The sequence below is a fragment of the Clostridium sp. genome, assembly GCF_021443865.1.
Taxonomy (GTDB): domain Bacteria; phylum Bacillota; class Clostridia; order Clostridiales; family Clostridiaceae; genus Clostridium.
This window is the reverse complement of record NZ_JABUTB010000014.1, coordinates 14,940-30,484: the sequence shown is the minus strand read 5'-3', so window position 1 is coordinate 30,484 and position 15,545 is coordinate 14,940. Positions and strand designations below refer to the sequence as shown.

General features: G+C 26.7%; 21 protein-coding genes and 1 pseudogene. 2 read left to right on the top strand and 20 right to left on the bottom strand.

The annotated features are described in order from the left end of the window. Positions 1-15 precede the first annotated feature (15 nt). The 4 genes from HUJ77_RS03720 to HUJ77_RS03705 all read right to left on the bottom strand — a co-directional run bounded on the left by HUJ77_RS03720 (position 16) and on the right by HUJ77_RS03705 (position 2,152). The gene (locus HUJ77_RS03720; protein ID WP_291707228.1) at positions 16-939 is read right to left on the bottom strand and encodes an NTP transferase domain-containing protein; all 924 of its coding nucleotides are present in this window, start codon (positions 937-939) and stop codon (positions 16-18) included. Positions 940-1,131: 192 nt separating this feature from the next. Next, the gene (locus HUJ77_RS03715) at positions 1,132-1,353 is read right to left on the bottom strand and encodes a hypothetical protein (RefSeq protein WP_291707227.1); all 222 of its coding nucleotides are present in this window, start codon (positions 1,351-1,353) and stop codon (positions 1,132-1,134) included. A 121-nt stretch (positions 1,354-1,474) separates the two neighbouring features. After that, positions 1,475-1,768 carry a hypothetical protein gene (locus HUJ77_RS03710; protein WP_291707226.1) on the bottom strand — a complete coding sequence of 98 codons (294 nt, stop codon included), beginning with the start codon at positions 1,766-1,768 and terminating at the stop codon, positions 1,475-1,477. A gap of 24 nt (positions 1,769-1,792) precedes the next feature. Continuing rightward, on the bottom strand, positions 1,793-2,152 hold the full coding sequence (locus HUJ77_RS03705; protein ID WP_291707225.1) for a hypothetical protein: 360 nt from the start codon (positions 2,150-2,152) through the stop codon (positions 1,793-1,795). A gap of 159 nt (positions 2,153-2,311) precedes the next feature. Here HUJ77_RS03705 and HUJ77_RS03700 point away from each other — a divergent pair, with 159 nt between their 5' ends. Beyond that, positions 2,312-3,139, top strand: coding sequence for an alpha/beta hydrolase (locus HUJ77_RS03700; protein ID WP_291707224.1), 828 nt, complete (start codon positions 2,312-2,314; stop codon positions 3,137-3,139). Between the two features lie 71 nt (positions 3,140-3,210). On the opposite strand, the gene HUJ77_RS03695 is transcribed toward HUJ77_RS03700, so the two are convergent. From HUJ77_RS03695 to HUJ77_RS15430, 12 genes and pseudogenes are all read right to left on the bottom strand, one after another. Next, on the bottom strand, positions 3,211-3,933 hold the full coding sequence (locus tag HUJ77_RS03695; protein ID WP_291707223.1) for a glycerophosphodiester phosphodiesterase: 723 nt from the start codon (positions 3,931-3,933) through the stop codon (positions 3,211-3,213). Positions 3,934-3,994: 61 nt separating this feature from the next. Continuing rightward, entirely contained in the window at positions 3,995-4,342 is a 348-nt protein-coding gene (locus tag HUJ77_RS03690; protein ID WP_291707246.1) for a DUF2809 domain-containing protein, read from the bottom strand. 234 nt (positions 4,343-4,576) lie between these two features. Further along, positions 4,577-5,194, bottom strand: coding sequence for a superoxide dismutase (locus HUJ77_RS03685; protein ID WP_291707222.1), 618 nt, complete (start codon positions 5,192-5,194; stop codon positions 4,577-4,579). Positions 5,195-5,425: 231 nt separating this feature from the next. Beyond that, positions 5,426-6,043 (bottom strand): superoxide dismutase, encoded by a 618-nt coding sequence (locus HUJ77_RS03680; protein ID WP_291707221.1) that lies wholly within the window; start codon positions 6,041-6,043, stop codon positions 5,426-5,428. Positions 6,044-6,414: 371 nt separating this feature from the next. Further along, positions 6,415-6,609: a hypothetical protein gene (locus HUJ77_RS03675; RefSeq protein WP_291707220.1), complete on the bottom strand. Its 195-nt coding sequence runs from the start codon at positions 6,607-6,609 to the stop codon at positions 6,415-6,417. Between the two features lie 252 nt (positions 6,610-6,861). Then, positions 6,862-7,395 carry a 2-oxoacid:acceptor oxidoreductase family protein gene (locus tag HUJ77_RS03670; RefSeq protein ID WP_291707219.1) on the bottom strand — a complete coding sequence of 178 codons (534 nt, stop codon included), beginning with the start codon at positions 7,393-7,395 and terminating at the stop codon, positions 6,862-6,864. A gap of 1 nt (position 7,396) precedes the next feature. Then, a complete protein-coding gene (locus HUJ77_RS03665) occupies positions 7,397-8,146 on the bottom strand; it encodes a thiamine pyrophosphate-dependent enzyme (RefSeq protein ID WP_291707218.1) in 750 nt (249 codons plus the stop codon). Position 8,147: 1 nt separating this feature from the next. Further along, positions 8,148-9,215, bottom strand: coding sequence for a 3-methyl-2-oxobutanoate dehydrogenase subunit VorB (gene vorB, locus HUJ77_RS03660; RefSeq protein ID WP_291707217.1), 1,068 nt, complete (start codon positions 9,213-9,215; stop codon positions 8,148-8,150). A 10-nt stretch (positions 9,216-9,225) separates the two neighbouring features. Further along, the gene (locus tag HUJ77_RS03655; protein WP_291707216.1) at positions 9,226-9,435 is read right to left on the bottom strand and encodes a 4Fe-4S dicluster domain-containing protein; all 210 of its coding nucleotides are present in this window, start codon (positions 9,433-9,435) and stop codon (positions 9,226-9,228) included. Positions 9,436-9,452: 17 nt separating this feature from the next. Continuing rightward, positions 9,453-10,115, bottom strand: coding sequence for an ATP-binding protein (locus tag HUJ77_RS03650; RefSeq protein ID WP_291707215.1), 663 nt, complete (start codon positions 10,113-10,115; stop codon positions 9,453-9,455). Positions 10,116-10,420: 305 nt separating this feature from the next. Then, positions 10,421-10,594, bottom strand: a complete 174-nt coding sequence (locus tag HUJ77_RS03645; protein WP_291707214.1) for a (2Fe-2S)-binding protein — start codon at positions 10,592-10,594, stop codon at positions 10,421-10,423. Positions 10,595-10,707: 113 nt separating this feature from the next. After that, positions 10,708-11,505: pseudogene (locus HUJ77_RS15430) on the bottom strand (AEC family transporter); the annotation flags it as partial. A gap of 514 nt (positions 11,506-12,019) precedes the next feature. On the opposite strand from HUJ77_RS15430, the gene HUJ77_RS03630 reads away from it, so the two are divergent. Next, complete coding sequence (locus HUJ77_RS03630) at positions 12,020-12,601, top strand: manganese efflux pump MntP family protein (RefSeq protein WP_291707213.1); 582 nt, start codon at positions 12,020-12,022, stop codon at positions 12,599-12,601. A 59-nt stretch (positions 12,602-12,660) separates the two neighbouring features. Here the strand turns inward: HUJ77_RS03630 and HUJ77_RS03625 are convergent, their stop codons facing one another. The 4 genes from HUJ77_RS03625 to HUJ77_RS03610 form a co-directional block, all read right to left on the bottom strand. After that, positions 12,661-13,554, bottom strand: coding sequence for an AraC family transcriptional regulator (locus HUJ77_RS03625; RefSeq protein WP_291707212.1), 894 nt, complete (start codon positions 13,552-13,554; stop codon positions 12,661-12,663). Between the two features lie 190 nt (positions 13,555-13,744). Then, positions 13,745-14,155, bottom strand: a complete 411-nt coding sequence (locus HUJ77_RS03620) for a peptide deformylase (RefSeq protein WP_291707211.1) — start codon at positions 14,153-14,155, stop codon at positions 13,745-13,747. Between the two features lie 50 nt (positions 14,156-14,205). Further along, entirely contained in the window at positions 14,206-14,676 is a 471-nt protein-coding gene (locus HUJ77_RS03615; RefSeq protein WP_291707210.1) for a GNAT family N-acetyltransferase, read from the bottom strand. Beyond that, positions 14,676-15,437 (bottom strand): DUF2087 domain-containing protein, encoded by a 762-nt coding sequence (locus tag HUJ77_RS03610; RefSeq protein WP_291707209.1) that lies wholly within the window; start codon positions 15,435-15,437, stop codon positions 14,676-14,678. The genes HUJ77_RS03615 and HUJ77_RS03610 overlap by 1 nt, the downstream gene beginning before the upstream one ends. Between the last annotated feature and the right edge of the window lie 108 nt (positions 15,438-15,545).

The window sequence follows — 15,545 nt, the reverse complement described above, 5'->3', positions numbered from 1 at the left end:
CTCGCTTTATAAAATTTAACTTTTAAACCATTTATTAAATTCACTTTTAGCGTATTGCCTTACATCTTCTTCAAACTTTTCATACTTTCTTAAAAAATCAATGCCTTCATCTGTTAATGAAGTCTTTCCTCCATTTTTACCTCCATGCTGCCTTTTTACAACAGGATATCCAAGTTCTTTTTCTAATTTATTTATCATATTCCATGCTTTACTATATGATAACGCAATATGCTTACAAGCATTTCTAACAGAATGTGTTTCTTGAATAAAAAGTAAAAGAAGCTTAGTTCTAGAATTAAAAAATAATGTTTCATTCTCAATGCTTATTCTAACAAAAGGATGTACTATATTTTGATTATGCTTTTCTAAAAGTTGATCTAATCTTTCAATATCATCTGTACTGCTAAAAATACCCTCATCATCTACACTCATCAAAAATCTTTCAACACCTATACTTTTAATTGCACCTCTTAATCCCATATTCCCTTTATAGTTTAAAATTTCAGGTATTAACTCTGCTGATATTAATAAAGGATGTCCAGATTTTCCATTATAGGATGGAGAGACAACTTTTTTATCTAAATCCATCATTTTTTCAATAGTTTTAGGAGTAAACATTGGAATATTAACAGGATTAAAAATTACTTGATGGCATTTATCTTTTAAAAAATCTAACCCTAGTTTAGCCGAATCAAACATTTGTGCCTCTTCATACTTCTCATTTTTTAAAAATATAACTCCATAATCAGCTAAGTCGTGTTCAACATCTTCTGCTTCGTAGCCTGTAACTACAACAATAGGTGAAATTCCTACTTGCTGAAAAGTCAATACTATCCTCTTTATTATAGAAATAGATCCTATTTTCACTAATGGTCCATTTCCTCTTTTTCTTGATGCAACTATTACTCCAGCTGTAATTTTATTTAAATCTTTTCTCATATCCTTACTCCTATCATATTAATAATTGGTAATTAAATTATGTTACTCTGATTTGATTATTTTAATTTTACTACCATAGCCTTTATTTTTCTATATATTGTAAAAAATTTATAACTCTTATAATTTTTAAAGTATAAATAAAAACAGAAAATAAATTTTTCTTAATTGAAAATCTATTTTCTGTTACATTCTTTATATTCTATTATATTTTTCTTCTAATTTCCTTATATCTTCTTTACTATCTATCCATTCTTCTGTATACCCACAATCACAACACATGTATCTTGAAACATTAACTGTTCCTTTTAGAAATCCAATTATTATATTATTTCCTGTTCCATAAATTCCTGTCTCACCTGGTATCCTAATAGTCTTATTACTATTGCACTTAGGACATATTTTTGTATTTTTCATAAATTACTATCCCCCCCATTATTTATTCTCAAAAATCCTATTTATTTTAGACTTATAATTATTTTTACCATTTGATTAATAATCTTTAGCAAATTCAATATAATACACTTGAAATTTTATATTATTTAAAAAGATATGACATAAGTGATATTATAATTCCTGTAAGAATCCCACCATCTATGGAAATAGATTTATTTTCTTTCTTCTTATTAATTATTACAAATAGTTTTCCTATTACAATAAAACTCCCTGATATTCCTATAACTATCTTACTAAAGGATTCATTAAAAGGAATATCCCTAATAAGAACAATACTTATTGGAATAAGTATTGTTAATACTGCTATATAATAGGCTACTTTGGTTAACTGACCACTATAAATAAAAATTGATAGGTTTAACTTATTATCCTTCATTTTATTTAACTCCCTTAAAAAAAATTAAATTAATATAAATCTTTTACATACTTGATTTTTCATTATTTCACTATAATCTACAAGCTGAACTTCATAGCCATTTTCTTGAAGCATTTTCCCAACAGATTCATTACTACTTAATAACTTTCTATTACCTAAATATACATAGTTAGTTCCTAAAATATCATCAACTACAAAACCAATATTTTGAGTAAAAACTTGATTAGTAGCATTTTTATTTATATCTATAAAATATAACTGTATATTATTCTTACTTAAAGAATTTATAAATTTATTATATTGATTATAAAGCAAATCATAATTAACTTTCTTGTAGTATTCACTACTTTTATCAGTTATTTTAAAGTTTACTGGATAACTCAATATACAATATTTTCTATTTTATATTAACTGTTACTATTTGTAAATATATAGAAATTCTTCACCCTATTCTATTTTACAGTTATTTTGTATCTTCAATATCATTAGTATAAATCTTTGAATATATTATATTTATAAAAACAATATTAATTAGGAGATTTTATGAGATATTTTATTAAGACTGCTGATAATGCTCGAATACTGGTTGAAGATTTGAATTCTGATTCAGATAAAACAATATTATTTATACATGGATGGCCCTTAAATCATAATGCCTTTGAATATCAATTTAACTTCTTTGGTGAAAGAGGATATAGATGCATAGGTATAGATTTAAGGGGATTTGGAGAATCTGATAGACCTTTTAATTGCTATGATTATGATACTATGGCTTCAGATATAAGAAAGATAATTGATGTGCTAGATTTAAAGAATATCACTTTAGTTGGACACTCAATGGGTGGCGCCTTATCTATTAAATATATATCTAAATATGATTCCCATAAAGTTTCAAAGCTTTGTTTAATAGGGGCTGCTGCTCCTAGCTGGGTAAAAACTAAGGATTATCCCTATGGTTTTACAGAAGAAGAAGTAAATGAATTTATAAAGGAGTCCTTAAATGATAGACCAAGCTTTATAAGATCAAAAGTTACTAATTTGTTCTTTTATAAAAATACTTCTATAGAGATGCTAAACTGGTTTAATAATATTTCTTTGTCTGCTTCTCCTTGGGGAACCTTTAAGTGTTTAATTAGTTTAAAGGATGAAAGATTATTTAATGATATAAATAAAATTAAAATTCCTACTTTAATCCTTCATGGAGTCCACGATGTTATTTGTCCATATGAGTTTGGTAAATATCTTCATGAAAATATAGAGAACTCAAAATTAATTCCATTATCAGAAGCTGGACATGGCTCCTTTATTGAAGAAAAAGATAAAGTTAACAAAAGTTTATTAAACTTTATTGAAAATAATGTAACTATGTAAAAAATTATGTTTAAATAAATACGATGCTACTGTGATATCATAAGATTCAATTCACAGTAGCATCATATTCTTTATATTTCTTCTTTTAAAATCTCACTTAATAATTCTGGATAGTCAGTAAATGCACCATCTACTTTATTTTTAATTAGTAATCTCATATGAATTGGATTATTAACTGTAAATATATTAACCTTTAAGTTCTTTTCATGAGCTTCCTTTATTAATTCTTCTGATACAAGTAATAAACTTGGATGAATTGCATCTACTCCTAAAGCTTTAGCATATTCAACAACATTTTCTATAGGACTTTCATATAGAATTCCTGTTTTTATATTACTAATAGCTTTCACTTTTTTTATAGATTCATGATTAAAGCTAGATATTATAATCTTGTCTTCTAAATTATAAGTTCTAATTAAATTAATTACATCCTCTTCTATTCCTTTATAATTAATAATATCTGTTTTTAATTCAATATTTAATAGTATATCTATATCCTTAATTAACTCTAACACCTCTTCTAGTGTTGGAATATGACATTCTTCATTATCTCTAAATAACTTTTTCCTATTTTTAAAGGATTTTAATTCTTCTAAGGTAAAATCCTTAATAAGACCTTTTCCAATAAATGTACGTTCTATATCTTCATCATGTATTACAACAATCTTATTATCCTTTGTTTTATGAACATCAATTTCTAATCCTCTGGCGCCTGATTTTATTCCTTCTCTTAATGAAAGCATCGTATTTTCTGGATAATCAGAACTTGCACCCCTATGTGCAAAATTTATCATATTTATCTTTTCCCCCTTATATAGATGTTAAATTTCTATATCCTTAAACTATTGATATTTATTATAAATTGGACTTTTTTATAAATATAAGTTTATCTATTATAATTGCTATAAAAACTCCAATGGTATAACAAATTAAATCTGAAAATAAAAATCCATGTCCTAATACTAATGATCCTATTAAAGTATTTCTAATACTGTTTATCCACTCCCCTTGATATAACTGTGATATTTCTATTCCATAGGAAAATATTAAAGATATTATTGCAACTTTTTTAATGGTAAGCTTATTAAATAAAAAGGCAAATCCGAAATAAACCATAGTTGCCCACAAGGTATCCCCTGCATATTTTCCTAAAAAACTAGGCAAGTAACTTATAAATTTTCTTGATGATAATCCTAAAAGCATAGTAAATAAAACTAGCACTAAATAAATTAATCTACTTCTAGTAAAATTGCTTTTTTTAATATTAAATTTAATCTTTGAATTTATCATTTTATATAATCCCCTATTTATATATATAATATTTCATATAAATATACTAGCATAATTATATTATAAATCCTCTAGCATTTTACAAAACACCATATTTTTGTATATATAAAAAAAGGAGCTGTCGCGACAGCCCCTTTAATTTTTACACTAAATATTGTGACAATTTTCGTAAAGGCCTTCAACCTTCGCCCAATCTATTACATTCCATATATTCTTTACATAATCAGCCCTTAAATTCTTGTATTTTAAGTAATAAGCATGCTCCCATACATCTATAGTTAAAATTGGAATTAAGTCATCCATAACTGGTGAATTTTGATTTACTCTTTTAACTATGGATAGCTTTCCATCCTTGTCTTTAACTAAGAATCCATATCCTGATCCAAATTGTGATATCGCTGCATTAGATAATTCTTCTTTTAATTTATCTACACTCCCAAAGGCACTATTTATTTCTTCTAATAATTTTCCTTCTGGAACTTTCTTTGGATTTGGAGAAAGTATTGAAAAATATAAATTATGATTTGATACTCCTCCACCATTATTAACAACTGCTGGTCTTATTTCTTCTGGTAAATCAGCAACACCTTTAATTAATTGGTCTAAGTTTTTACCTTTTGTATATTCTTCATATCCCTCTAGAGCATTATTTAAATTTGTTTCATAAGTTTGAAGGTGTTTACTATAATGTGTTTTTACAGTCTCCTCATCTATATAAGGTTCTAATGCATTAAAATCATAAGGTAATTCTATTTTATTATACATAAATTCTTCTCCTTAATTTTAATTTTTCTACTAAACTTATTATTCTTAAATTAGTAGTTTATTTTAATTTATCCTTATATTGTGATTCTTATACAGTAAAAAGGAGATAAATATTATACTCTTTGCTATCTTACCAGTTTGCAGAAATAATATTTATCTCCTTATATAATAGAGAAAAGAAAAAAAGTGCATTTTAAAATGCACTTTTATATTATAATTTCAATTATGTTATTATAGGTTATATTCTTCGTTGTAAAGTTCTTCAACTTTTCCCCAACATATTACATTCCATAAATTCTTAACATAATCTGGTCTTAAATTCTTATATTTTAAGTAATATGCATGTTCCCATACATCAATACCTAGAATTGGTACTAATCCATCCATATATGGTGAATCTTGATTTGATTTTTTAACTATTGATAATTTTCCATCCTTATCTTTAACTAAGAATGCAAATCCTGCTCCAAATAAAGTTACAGCAGCATTAGTTAAATCTTCCTTTAATTTATCAACACTACCAAAAGTTTTATTAATTTCTTCTAATAGCTTACCTTCTGGGGCCTTCTTTGCATTAGGAGAAAGAATTGAGAAGAATAAGTTGTGATTTACAACTCCACCACCGTTATTAATAACTGGTGTCTTTACATCTTCAGGTAATTCATTAACAGATTTTAATAATTGTGCTAATGTTTTTTCCTTTGCATATTCTTCATGATTTTCTAATGCCTTATTTAAATTTGTTTCATAAGTTTTATGATGCTTATCATAATGTGTTCTCATAGTTTCCTCATCTACATAAGGTTCTAATGCGTTATAATCATATGGTAATTCTATTCTATTATACATAAAGTTCCCTCCCTTTTTTTCTTAATTATAGCATATGAAATACACCTTTTCAATGTAATTTATAATTATTTTCATTTAATAATAATTATCAAGAGATTTTTTATATCAATAACAGGTCATTTATGTATTTTTTAATTAATATTTTACTTAATTTTATAATATATTCTTATTTTATCATAAAAAAATAAGAAGTTAGATTAATTATAAATTCTAACTTCTTATCATAATTTTCTATTCTTCTTTAAGTAATTACTACTATTTATCCCTTTGCTTACTAAGTTATTAATAAGCTTAAAATCAACTTCTAATTTAACTGTCATTAAGATATACTCCTCTGCAATTATTTTAACAAGTAGAAAAATAATAGTAAATTATCCTTTATTTTTATTTAATTCATATTTTTGTTGTTCCCACGCACTATTGATATCCTTTTCAATCTTGATTGTAAGATATTTTTTTTCTTCCTCTGTATAAGTTTGTGAATTATTTATATTTTGTTTCATATAAAATAATTTTCTTACAGATTCATTAAAACTGCAATGTTTATTTATATCTACCCTTAGCATATTAAAATTCCCCCCTTCACTTAATTCTCTATCTACATTATATACTCTTTTTATTAAATTTTGTTACAATTTTATAGTGAAATTCTATTTTTAATTAAATTTTAAGATTTTAATACTAAAATTTTCGGATTAAATTAAAAAAACTATAGTAATTATAAAACAATATATTCTTTATATTTACTATAGTTCATTAATCTAATAAAGAAGCCTTAGAAAATATCTAAAGCTTCTTCTAAAAATACATAAAAATAATTATTCTAAGTCTATACTAGCCCCTAACTCTATGGCTAATTTATTTAACTCATAATATTCTTTCTTCCCATGTATCTTTACAGAATTTAAAAGATCTTCTATAGTAATAATATTTAATTTCTTAATTAAAAAACCTAGTAATATCATATTGGCATTTCTTTTGTCTCCTAGGTTTTCTGCCATTGTTTCAGCGTTAATTTTATATAATTTTAAGCTTTCAAAATTTATATTATCTTTTATCATATCTGAATCTATTATTAAAGTTCCATTTTTCTTTATTGCTCCACTAAATTTCTCTAAAGAGGGTTTATTCATAACTACTACTATATCTGCTTCTGTAATAACAGGTGATCCAACTTCTTCGTCAGAAATTATAACTGAACAATTTGCTGTACCCCCTCTCATTTCTGGTCCATAAGATGGTAGCCATGAAACATTAAATCCCTTATCCATAGCCGCATAGGATAAAAGCTTACCCACAGTTAATATTCCTTGTCCTCCAAAACCTGCAAATATAATTTCCTTTTTAATCATTCTAATTATCCTCCTTATTTGTATCTTTTTTAACACCTAAAGGATAATAAGGAATCATATTTTCTCTAAGCCACTTTAAAGAATCCTGTGGAGATAATCCCCAATTAGTTGGACATGTAGATAAAACTTCAATAAATGAATATCCTAAACCTTTTATTGAATTGTTAAAAGCTTTTTTAATTGCTTTTTTAGCTTTGGTTAAATTGGCTATATTATCTACACTTACTCTTTCAACATAAGTTGCTCCATCTAAAGTAGATATCATTTCTGATACTCTTATTGGATGACCTTGTGTTTTTAAATCTCTTCCATAAGGAGAGGTTTCTGTAATTTGACCTTCTAAAGTAGTAGGAGCCATTTGCCCTCCTGTCATACCATATATGCAATTATTTACAAATATAGTTACAATATTTTCTCCTCTAGCAGCTGCATGAACAACTTCTCCTGTTCCTATAGCTATTAAATCACCATCACCTTGATAAGTAAATACTACCTTATCTGAATTCCCTCTTTTTATACCTGTTGCAACTGCAGGGGCTCTTCCATGAGCTGCTTGGAACATATCACAGGCAAAATAATTATATGCAAGTACTGAACATCCTACTGACGCAACACCTATGGTTTTCTCTAATATTCCTAATTCTTCTATTACTTCCCCTACTAATTTATGAATTATTCCATGAGTACATCCTGGACAATAATGTGTAGGTACATCTAAAAGAGCCTTTGTTGGCTGATATACAATCCCCATATTACATACCTCCAATAATAGATTTTACGTATTGGTATATCTCATCTACTGTAGGTACTATACCACCTGTCCTACCATAAAATCTAACTTCTTCTTTTCCATTTACAGCAAGCTTTATATCTTCCACCATTTGCCCGCAATTCATTTCTACAGATAAATATCCATTTTTACTCTTCCCTAAAGTCTTTATAAAGGCTTCATTAGGGAATGGCCAAGTTGTTATAGGTCTTACTAGTCCTAAGTTTATTCCCTCTTCTTTAGCAAGGCTTATAACACTCTTGCATATTCTAGCTGTTATTCCAAAGGAAACTAATATTAGATCGCAAGAATTTTCACAATTATATAATTCATATTTAACTTCATTTTCTTTTATTACTTTATATTTCTCTTGAAGCTTTATATTAAGTTCTTCTAGCTTCTCTGGATTTAACTCTAATGAGTTTATTATGTTATGTTTGTCCCTATTTCCCAACCCATTAGCAGCCCAAGTTTTTTCTGGCAGCTCTCTTTTCTTATTTTCTTTAAATTCAATACCTTCCATCATTTGCCCTAGCATTCCGTCTGCCATTATCATTACTGGCGTCCTATATAAATCACTTACATCAAAAGCTTCTGATATTAAATCTATCATTTCTTGAATAGAAGCTGGAGCATATACTGGTAAATTAAAATCTCCATGTCCAAGTCCCTTGTTTAAAAACAAATAATCTGATTGAGCTGGTTGTATTCCTCCAAGCCCTGGCCCACATCTAACTACATCAACTATAATACAAGGTACTTCAGCTGCTGCTAAATATGAAATTCCCTCTGTCATTAAGCTTATTCCTGGACTAGATGATGATGTCATACATCTAACTCCTGTTCCTCCACATCCATATACCATATTAATAGCTGCTATTTCACTTTCAGCTTGTAAAAATACTCCATTTGACTTTTTCATATTTTTTGCCATATATGCTATTAATTCAGTTTGAGGTGTTATTGGATATCCAAAAAAGCATTTACAGCCTGCTCTAATAGCCGCTTCTGCTATTGCTTCATTACCCTTCATTAAAAACTTTTCCCCCATAGTTTTCCTCCTACCTTTCAATTGTTATGACACAATCTGGACAAATTTTTCCACAGGATGCACATCCTATACATTCACTCATAAGATTTTCATCTATTCCAGCTGGATGGTACCCCTTACTATTAAAATTCTCCTTAAAGTTAATAATTTTTTTCGGACATATATTTATACAATGCCCACAACCTTTACATCTTTCCTCTTTAAATATAACCTTAGCCATTAAAATCCCCCTTATTATTACCAAGACATATCCATATATAGATTTATAGGTAATATCTCTCCATTAACTTTGTCCTTAATTACCTCTTCAAATTTTTTGGTACATATGGTGTATTTGTAAGGAATGTTTAAAAACTTAGATAACTCAAAAGCTTTCATGTCTCCTTTGAGTATATGCTTAGCTTCTGTTTCCCTCATCATATGAGAATTTGATATTATACCAGTTACTTTTAGCCTACTTGCTAATTCAATAGACTTTAGATATTCACTTGCTGTTATACAATTTAAGGTTTCTAGTCTTGAATTATTTAAAATATAATACATTGAATAATCTTCTTCTTGAAAGTATTTATTATATACTCCTAGAACCCTAGCTCCTACCTCATCTCCACCAACATCCACTATAACTTCATATGATCTATCATTAAATACAGATAAAATTTCTGCAGATAGTACCATTAGTTCTGCATTAATTAAATCCTTTGTGGTGCTTATAACTCTTATTTTGTAATCCTTTTCTATTTTGGCTTTAATATCCCTTATAGCAAAATACGGATTAATTGTATCCATATCTACTAATGCTACCTTTTTACCTTCTTTAGAACTCTTTATTGCATAATTAATTGCAACTTCTGTCTTACCACTACCAAAGTGTCCAGTAAATATCTTAATTCTACTCACATTAACACGCCCTATTAAACATTCTTATTATCAGTATACTTTATATTCTATTTTTATCGCAATAAAAAGTGTAATATATACAAATATTTACCATAATTTATGATAATTACAATTTGTTCAAATAGATTCTTAAGAATTTATTTAAATAAATGATATATTAATTATTTTTTTAGTGATTTTTTGTATTATAAAAAATATTATATAAGTTATTTTGCTTTCCAAAGCATAAAACCAAGTAATACCTGCCATAAATACCTATAAAAAATAAAAGAGCCTTAGAATAACTCTAAAGCTCTATACAAAAACTATTTATTTTCTTCAATTAATGCTTCAATTTTAGCTCCACATCTACTAGCTCCACAGAATCCTGTTCCAGCACAAGTAGTTTCTTGAACCTTTTCAAAAGTATCAGCACCATCTTTTATAGCTTTTACTATTACATCTTTTTCTACACCTTTACATAAGCAAACTAAATCCATATTTACACCTCATTTTCTAAAATCTTTTCATTAGTTATAAAAAACTTAATCTATTTTTAGATTATAATATATTTTTATAATCTATAAAAGCTATTATTAGAAAATAATTATTTCTAATTTATTATTTTTGAGATTATAGGTATAGTAATAATAGATAATAAGGTAGTTATAAATACAACTATTGATGAATATTCCTTTTCCTTATTAAAGTCAGCTGCAAATATTGATGTCATAGCAGCTGCTGGCATAGCTTGTATAACTATCATGGTATTTATTATAGTTGAATTATCCTTTAATGCTAGTTTTATTAAAATAAGCACTAAAGGGATTATTATTAGCTTAATTAATGATCCATAATATACTGATATTTCCTTAAAAACATCTTTTATCCTTACCTTAGCCAATATACTACCTACTATTATCATTGAAATTGGTGCCGTCATATCTCCAACTATTTTTGTTGTGTCTAATATAAAAGATGGTAGTTGTACCTTAAATAACATCATAGGAATTCCTATATATACTGCTATTATAGCTGGATTTAACAAAACCTTTTTTATATTTTCCTTTGATATTTTATCTGAAAAAATCATAACTCCATATGTCCATAAAGACATTGTAAATACCATATTAAAAATTGAGGTATAAACAACTCCTTCCGGCCCATACAAGCTATTAATTATGGGGAATCCTATAAATCCGCAATTTGAGAATACATTTGCAAAATGTAGAATTTTTTTCTTTTCATCTTTAATAGGAAGTAAAAATATATAAGATATAATAGCTGCTAGAATCATAAAAGCTACACTATAGAAAAATGCCCTTAAAACATTATTACCCATTCCATCACTAAATTCAAAACTAAATGAATTTATAACTAAAAGGGGTAATGTTATTTCTAAAAGTATTCTTCTTAATCCTTTATTTACTTCTTAACTTATTATGTTCTTCTTTGTTCCATAAACTCCAATTAATAATATTAAAAATAAAGAAATTATTTTATTTAAAACAACCATTTTTTCTCCTATAAAAATTGTATTTTTCTTTATATTATATACTATTTATTACTATAAGTTATGTGATAATTGTAAACTTTTTGTATAAAGCATTAATTTACTTATAGTCTCATATATATTAAATAAATAATTCTATAATATTTTATAATTATATTGATAAGCTCATTATTATTTGTTATTATAATAACTATTGAATTGTTTGTATAAGGGAGTAGTTAACTCTAATTTTGTAAGAGTTACTAAGTCAACATATTGAACTTGGTTCTGGCTTAGTATTAAATAACGAGACTTATGCGTAGCTTTGCTACGCATAAGTCTTATTTTTTATGATAATAATCTATAAGTAGTAATAAAATCCTAATTAATATTTAGGTTTTATAATAAATTCTATAATAAAGGAGTACATATTATGGGTTTCATTTCAATTTTTATGACTGGTATAGGATTATCTATGGATGCCTTTGCTGTTTCTTTAGCTAAAGGTATATGTTTAAAAGAAGATGAATTTAAAAATTCTTTTAAAGTTGCTTTATTTTTTGGTGGCTTTCAAGCCTTAATGCCCTTATTAGGCTGGTGGGTTGGTAGATATTTTGAAAGCTATATAAAATCTTTTGATCATTGGATAGCTTTTATATTACTAGCACTTATAGGTGGAAAAATGCTAATAGAAGCTATTAGAGAAATAAGATCTAAACAAGATTTAGAAATAGCTACAGAATGTGAAAGGGATGAATTCTCTTATAAGAAACTAACAATATTAGCAATTGCAACTAGTATAGATGCCTTAGCTGTTGGAGTTAGCTTTGCATTTTTAAGCGTTAGCATTATTCCTTCTATAACAATCATAGGAATAACTACTTTTGTATTAAGCTTTATAGCTGTTTTCCTTGGTAAAAAGCTTGGTGAGTTTATGCAAAGTTATGCTGAATTAATAGGTGGAATTATTTTAATATTTATTGGAGCTAAAATATTATTTGAACACTTAATGTAAAATTGATTAAAAGCATAGATATTCCTCAAAATATCTATGCTTTTAATTTTTCTATAATTTTATATAGCCTTTTTCACTACTGGTACATAAATATCCATTACTACCCCTATACTTGGATGACATCTTTCATCATAGTATTCAAAGTCCAATTTTCTTTCATCAAATATATATCCACAATCTTTAAACCATTCTTCAAATATATATTTCCAAGTTTCTTTAATCACATTTGCAAATGCATTATTTTCCTCCTCAGTATTTGTATTAACTGGAGGAGTTGTAAATACAGCATAAGTTGCTTCTGGAACTTCTATTGTAATCATATCCTCTGTAACGTCTTTAAAATCATCTACTATAACTCCAAGCATATAAACGGCTTCTCCCTTATCATTACTTGACGGAATACATAATCCAACTTCACCATGTTTTGGTGGATTTAATATTTTATACATTTTACTCTCTAAGTTTTCCCCTTCATAATTAACCCAAAAAGAAGCCACATCTTTTGTATAGTTTCCATTAGTTATATTAGTTTTAATACCATAACCTGCAACTTTAAATGCAGATTTATCTATAATAATTGGTTTCATAAATTCTCCTCCATATCTTAAAATTGATTTTATACCTAAAACTTCATCAATATGCTTTAAATAATTAGTAGGACTAAATCCAAATTCTTTTTTAAAAGCTTTAGAAAAACCATTATGAGTTTGAAATCCATAATCTAAAGCTATATCTATTATTTTCTTACCATTAAACAAATCTTCTGCAGCCAATGAAAGCCTTCTTTTCTTTACATATTCCATTAATGTTATTCCTTGATTAATATTAAATACCCTTGAAAAGTGAAATACTGAATATCCGCACTCACTAGATATTATTTCTGGTGATAATTCATTTTTAATATTTTCTTCTATATATTTCATAGACAATTCTATTGCTTCATTATAATTCAAATTCTCACCTACCCTTTCCCCACGTGGTAATTATAGTATATCATCGTAAATATAATAAAACTGTTCCTAATTTGCTAAATTTACTTTTATACAAAAATAAAAAGGCTCCTATATGTTTTACACACAAGAACCTGTATTAGTGATGATATAACTAATAGCTTACAATTTTATTAGTTATATCTTTCTATATTTAAATTATTATACCTTCAAAATGATCTATTTCATGTTGAATAATCTGTGCAACAAAACCATTAAATACCTGTTTATGCATCTTAAAATCTCTATCAAGATATTCCACTTCTATGGTTTCATATCTTTTTGTTTTTCTAAATCCAGATAAGGACAAACAACTTTCCTCTGTTTCATATTCCTTTTCTTTCTTTACTATCACTGGATTAACCATAGGAACTATAATATTCCCTATACTAAATACTAATATACGTTTTTTTACCCCTATCATATTTGCAGCCATGCCAACACAAACTTCTAAATTTGATCTTAAAGTATCAACTAAATCATCAATAACTGTTATATCAGCTTTAGTTGCTAGCTCTGATTTTTGTCCTAGGAATAATATATCTTTTACAATCGATTTTATCATCTATATCCTATCCTTCCTAATGAATTGACATCTAAAAATTTTCTTTCATTTTAAAATAATTCTATCCAATCACTTAGTTTATTATAAACTGTGAATCCTCTCTTCTTATACATTTCATAAGCAATACTATTTTTTTCAATTACTGTTAAACAAATTTCTTCTACTTCCTTTTCATTTAGGAATTGTATTTCTGTTTCTAATAATCTTTTACCATAACCCATTCTCCTATAGTCTTTCATTAATCCTATATCAAAAAAGGCTTTTTCATCTTTAATTATGGTAGTTAAAAATCCTATACTCTCATTTTTATCTAGTATTATAAAATAATCTTCATTATCATTTTTATTTTCTAAATACTCTTTTGCCTCTTCTATTTCTATATAAGTTCCATGAGGCATATCCATAAAAGCTTTATTATATACCTCTACATATTCCTCAATATTGCCTTTTGATAGCTTAATTTTATCTAAAACATCATTCACTTTTTCATTATTATTTAACTCCCAAAAGCTCTTTACCATTATTCCTTCACCCAATATTCACTACAATCATTGGATCTATCTAAGAATCCGTATTGAATTAAAGCCCTTCTTATTGTTGCATAGTCTTCATGTATTCTCTTTAATATTCTATTTACTTCTTTTTCTGAGTATCTTTTTCCAGCACTAAAATTCTTAGTTATTTCTTCTAGCAATATAATTTTTTTCTTTTCTTTAGCTGGATAACTTTTCAATCCACCATTTTCATCAACATAAGTTTCTATTACCTTTATTTTTTCTTCCTTGGTTATATTAAATCTATCATCTAAGGTAGTAGCTCCATTATGAGCATCACAAATAATATCATTATCCAAGATATTTATTTTTTTATTTGCATCTTTAGCAAGTAAATTCATAGTTGCTAGAAATAATTTAGCTTGTTTTTCTCTTTCTCTTAATTTATATCTGTGGTTTCTAATAGTAGAATTTGCAACTCCTAATTTTGCTGCTATTTCCTTATCTGTAAGTCCTAAAGCTATTAATTCAATTATTGATTTTTGAGCTGATGATATTCCTGTATAAAGTGAATTCATGTTTAATAAATAACTTAGCATGGATTGGTGCTTTTCTCTAATATGAAGTTCTGCAGTCTTTTTTGCATCATATAAGTCTCCATCCACTTCATATATTCTCCCCTTTATAAATTCTTCTTCACAAACTATACACTTAACTACTTCTTCTGTTTCAATAAATCCCTTTTCTATTTCTTCAATATCTGCATTCCAAAAAAGATTATTTTCCATTTTACACCTCCGCATATCCTTTAATAACATTATACGTTTTTGCCTATACATTGATAGACTTTTTTTATATTTGTTTATAAATAATTTCATTGTTTAAAATTCACGGAA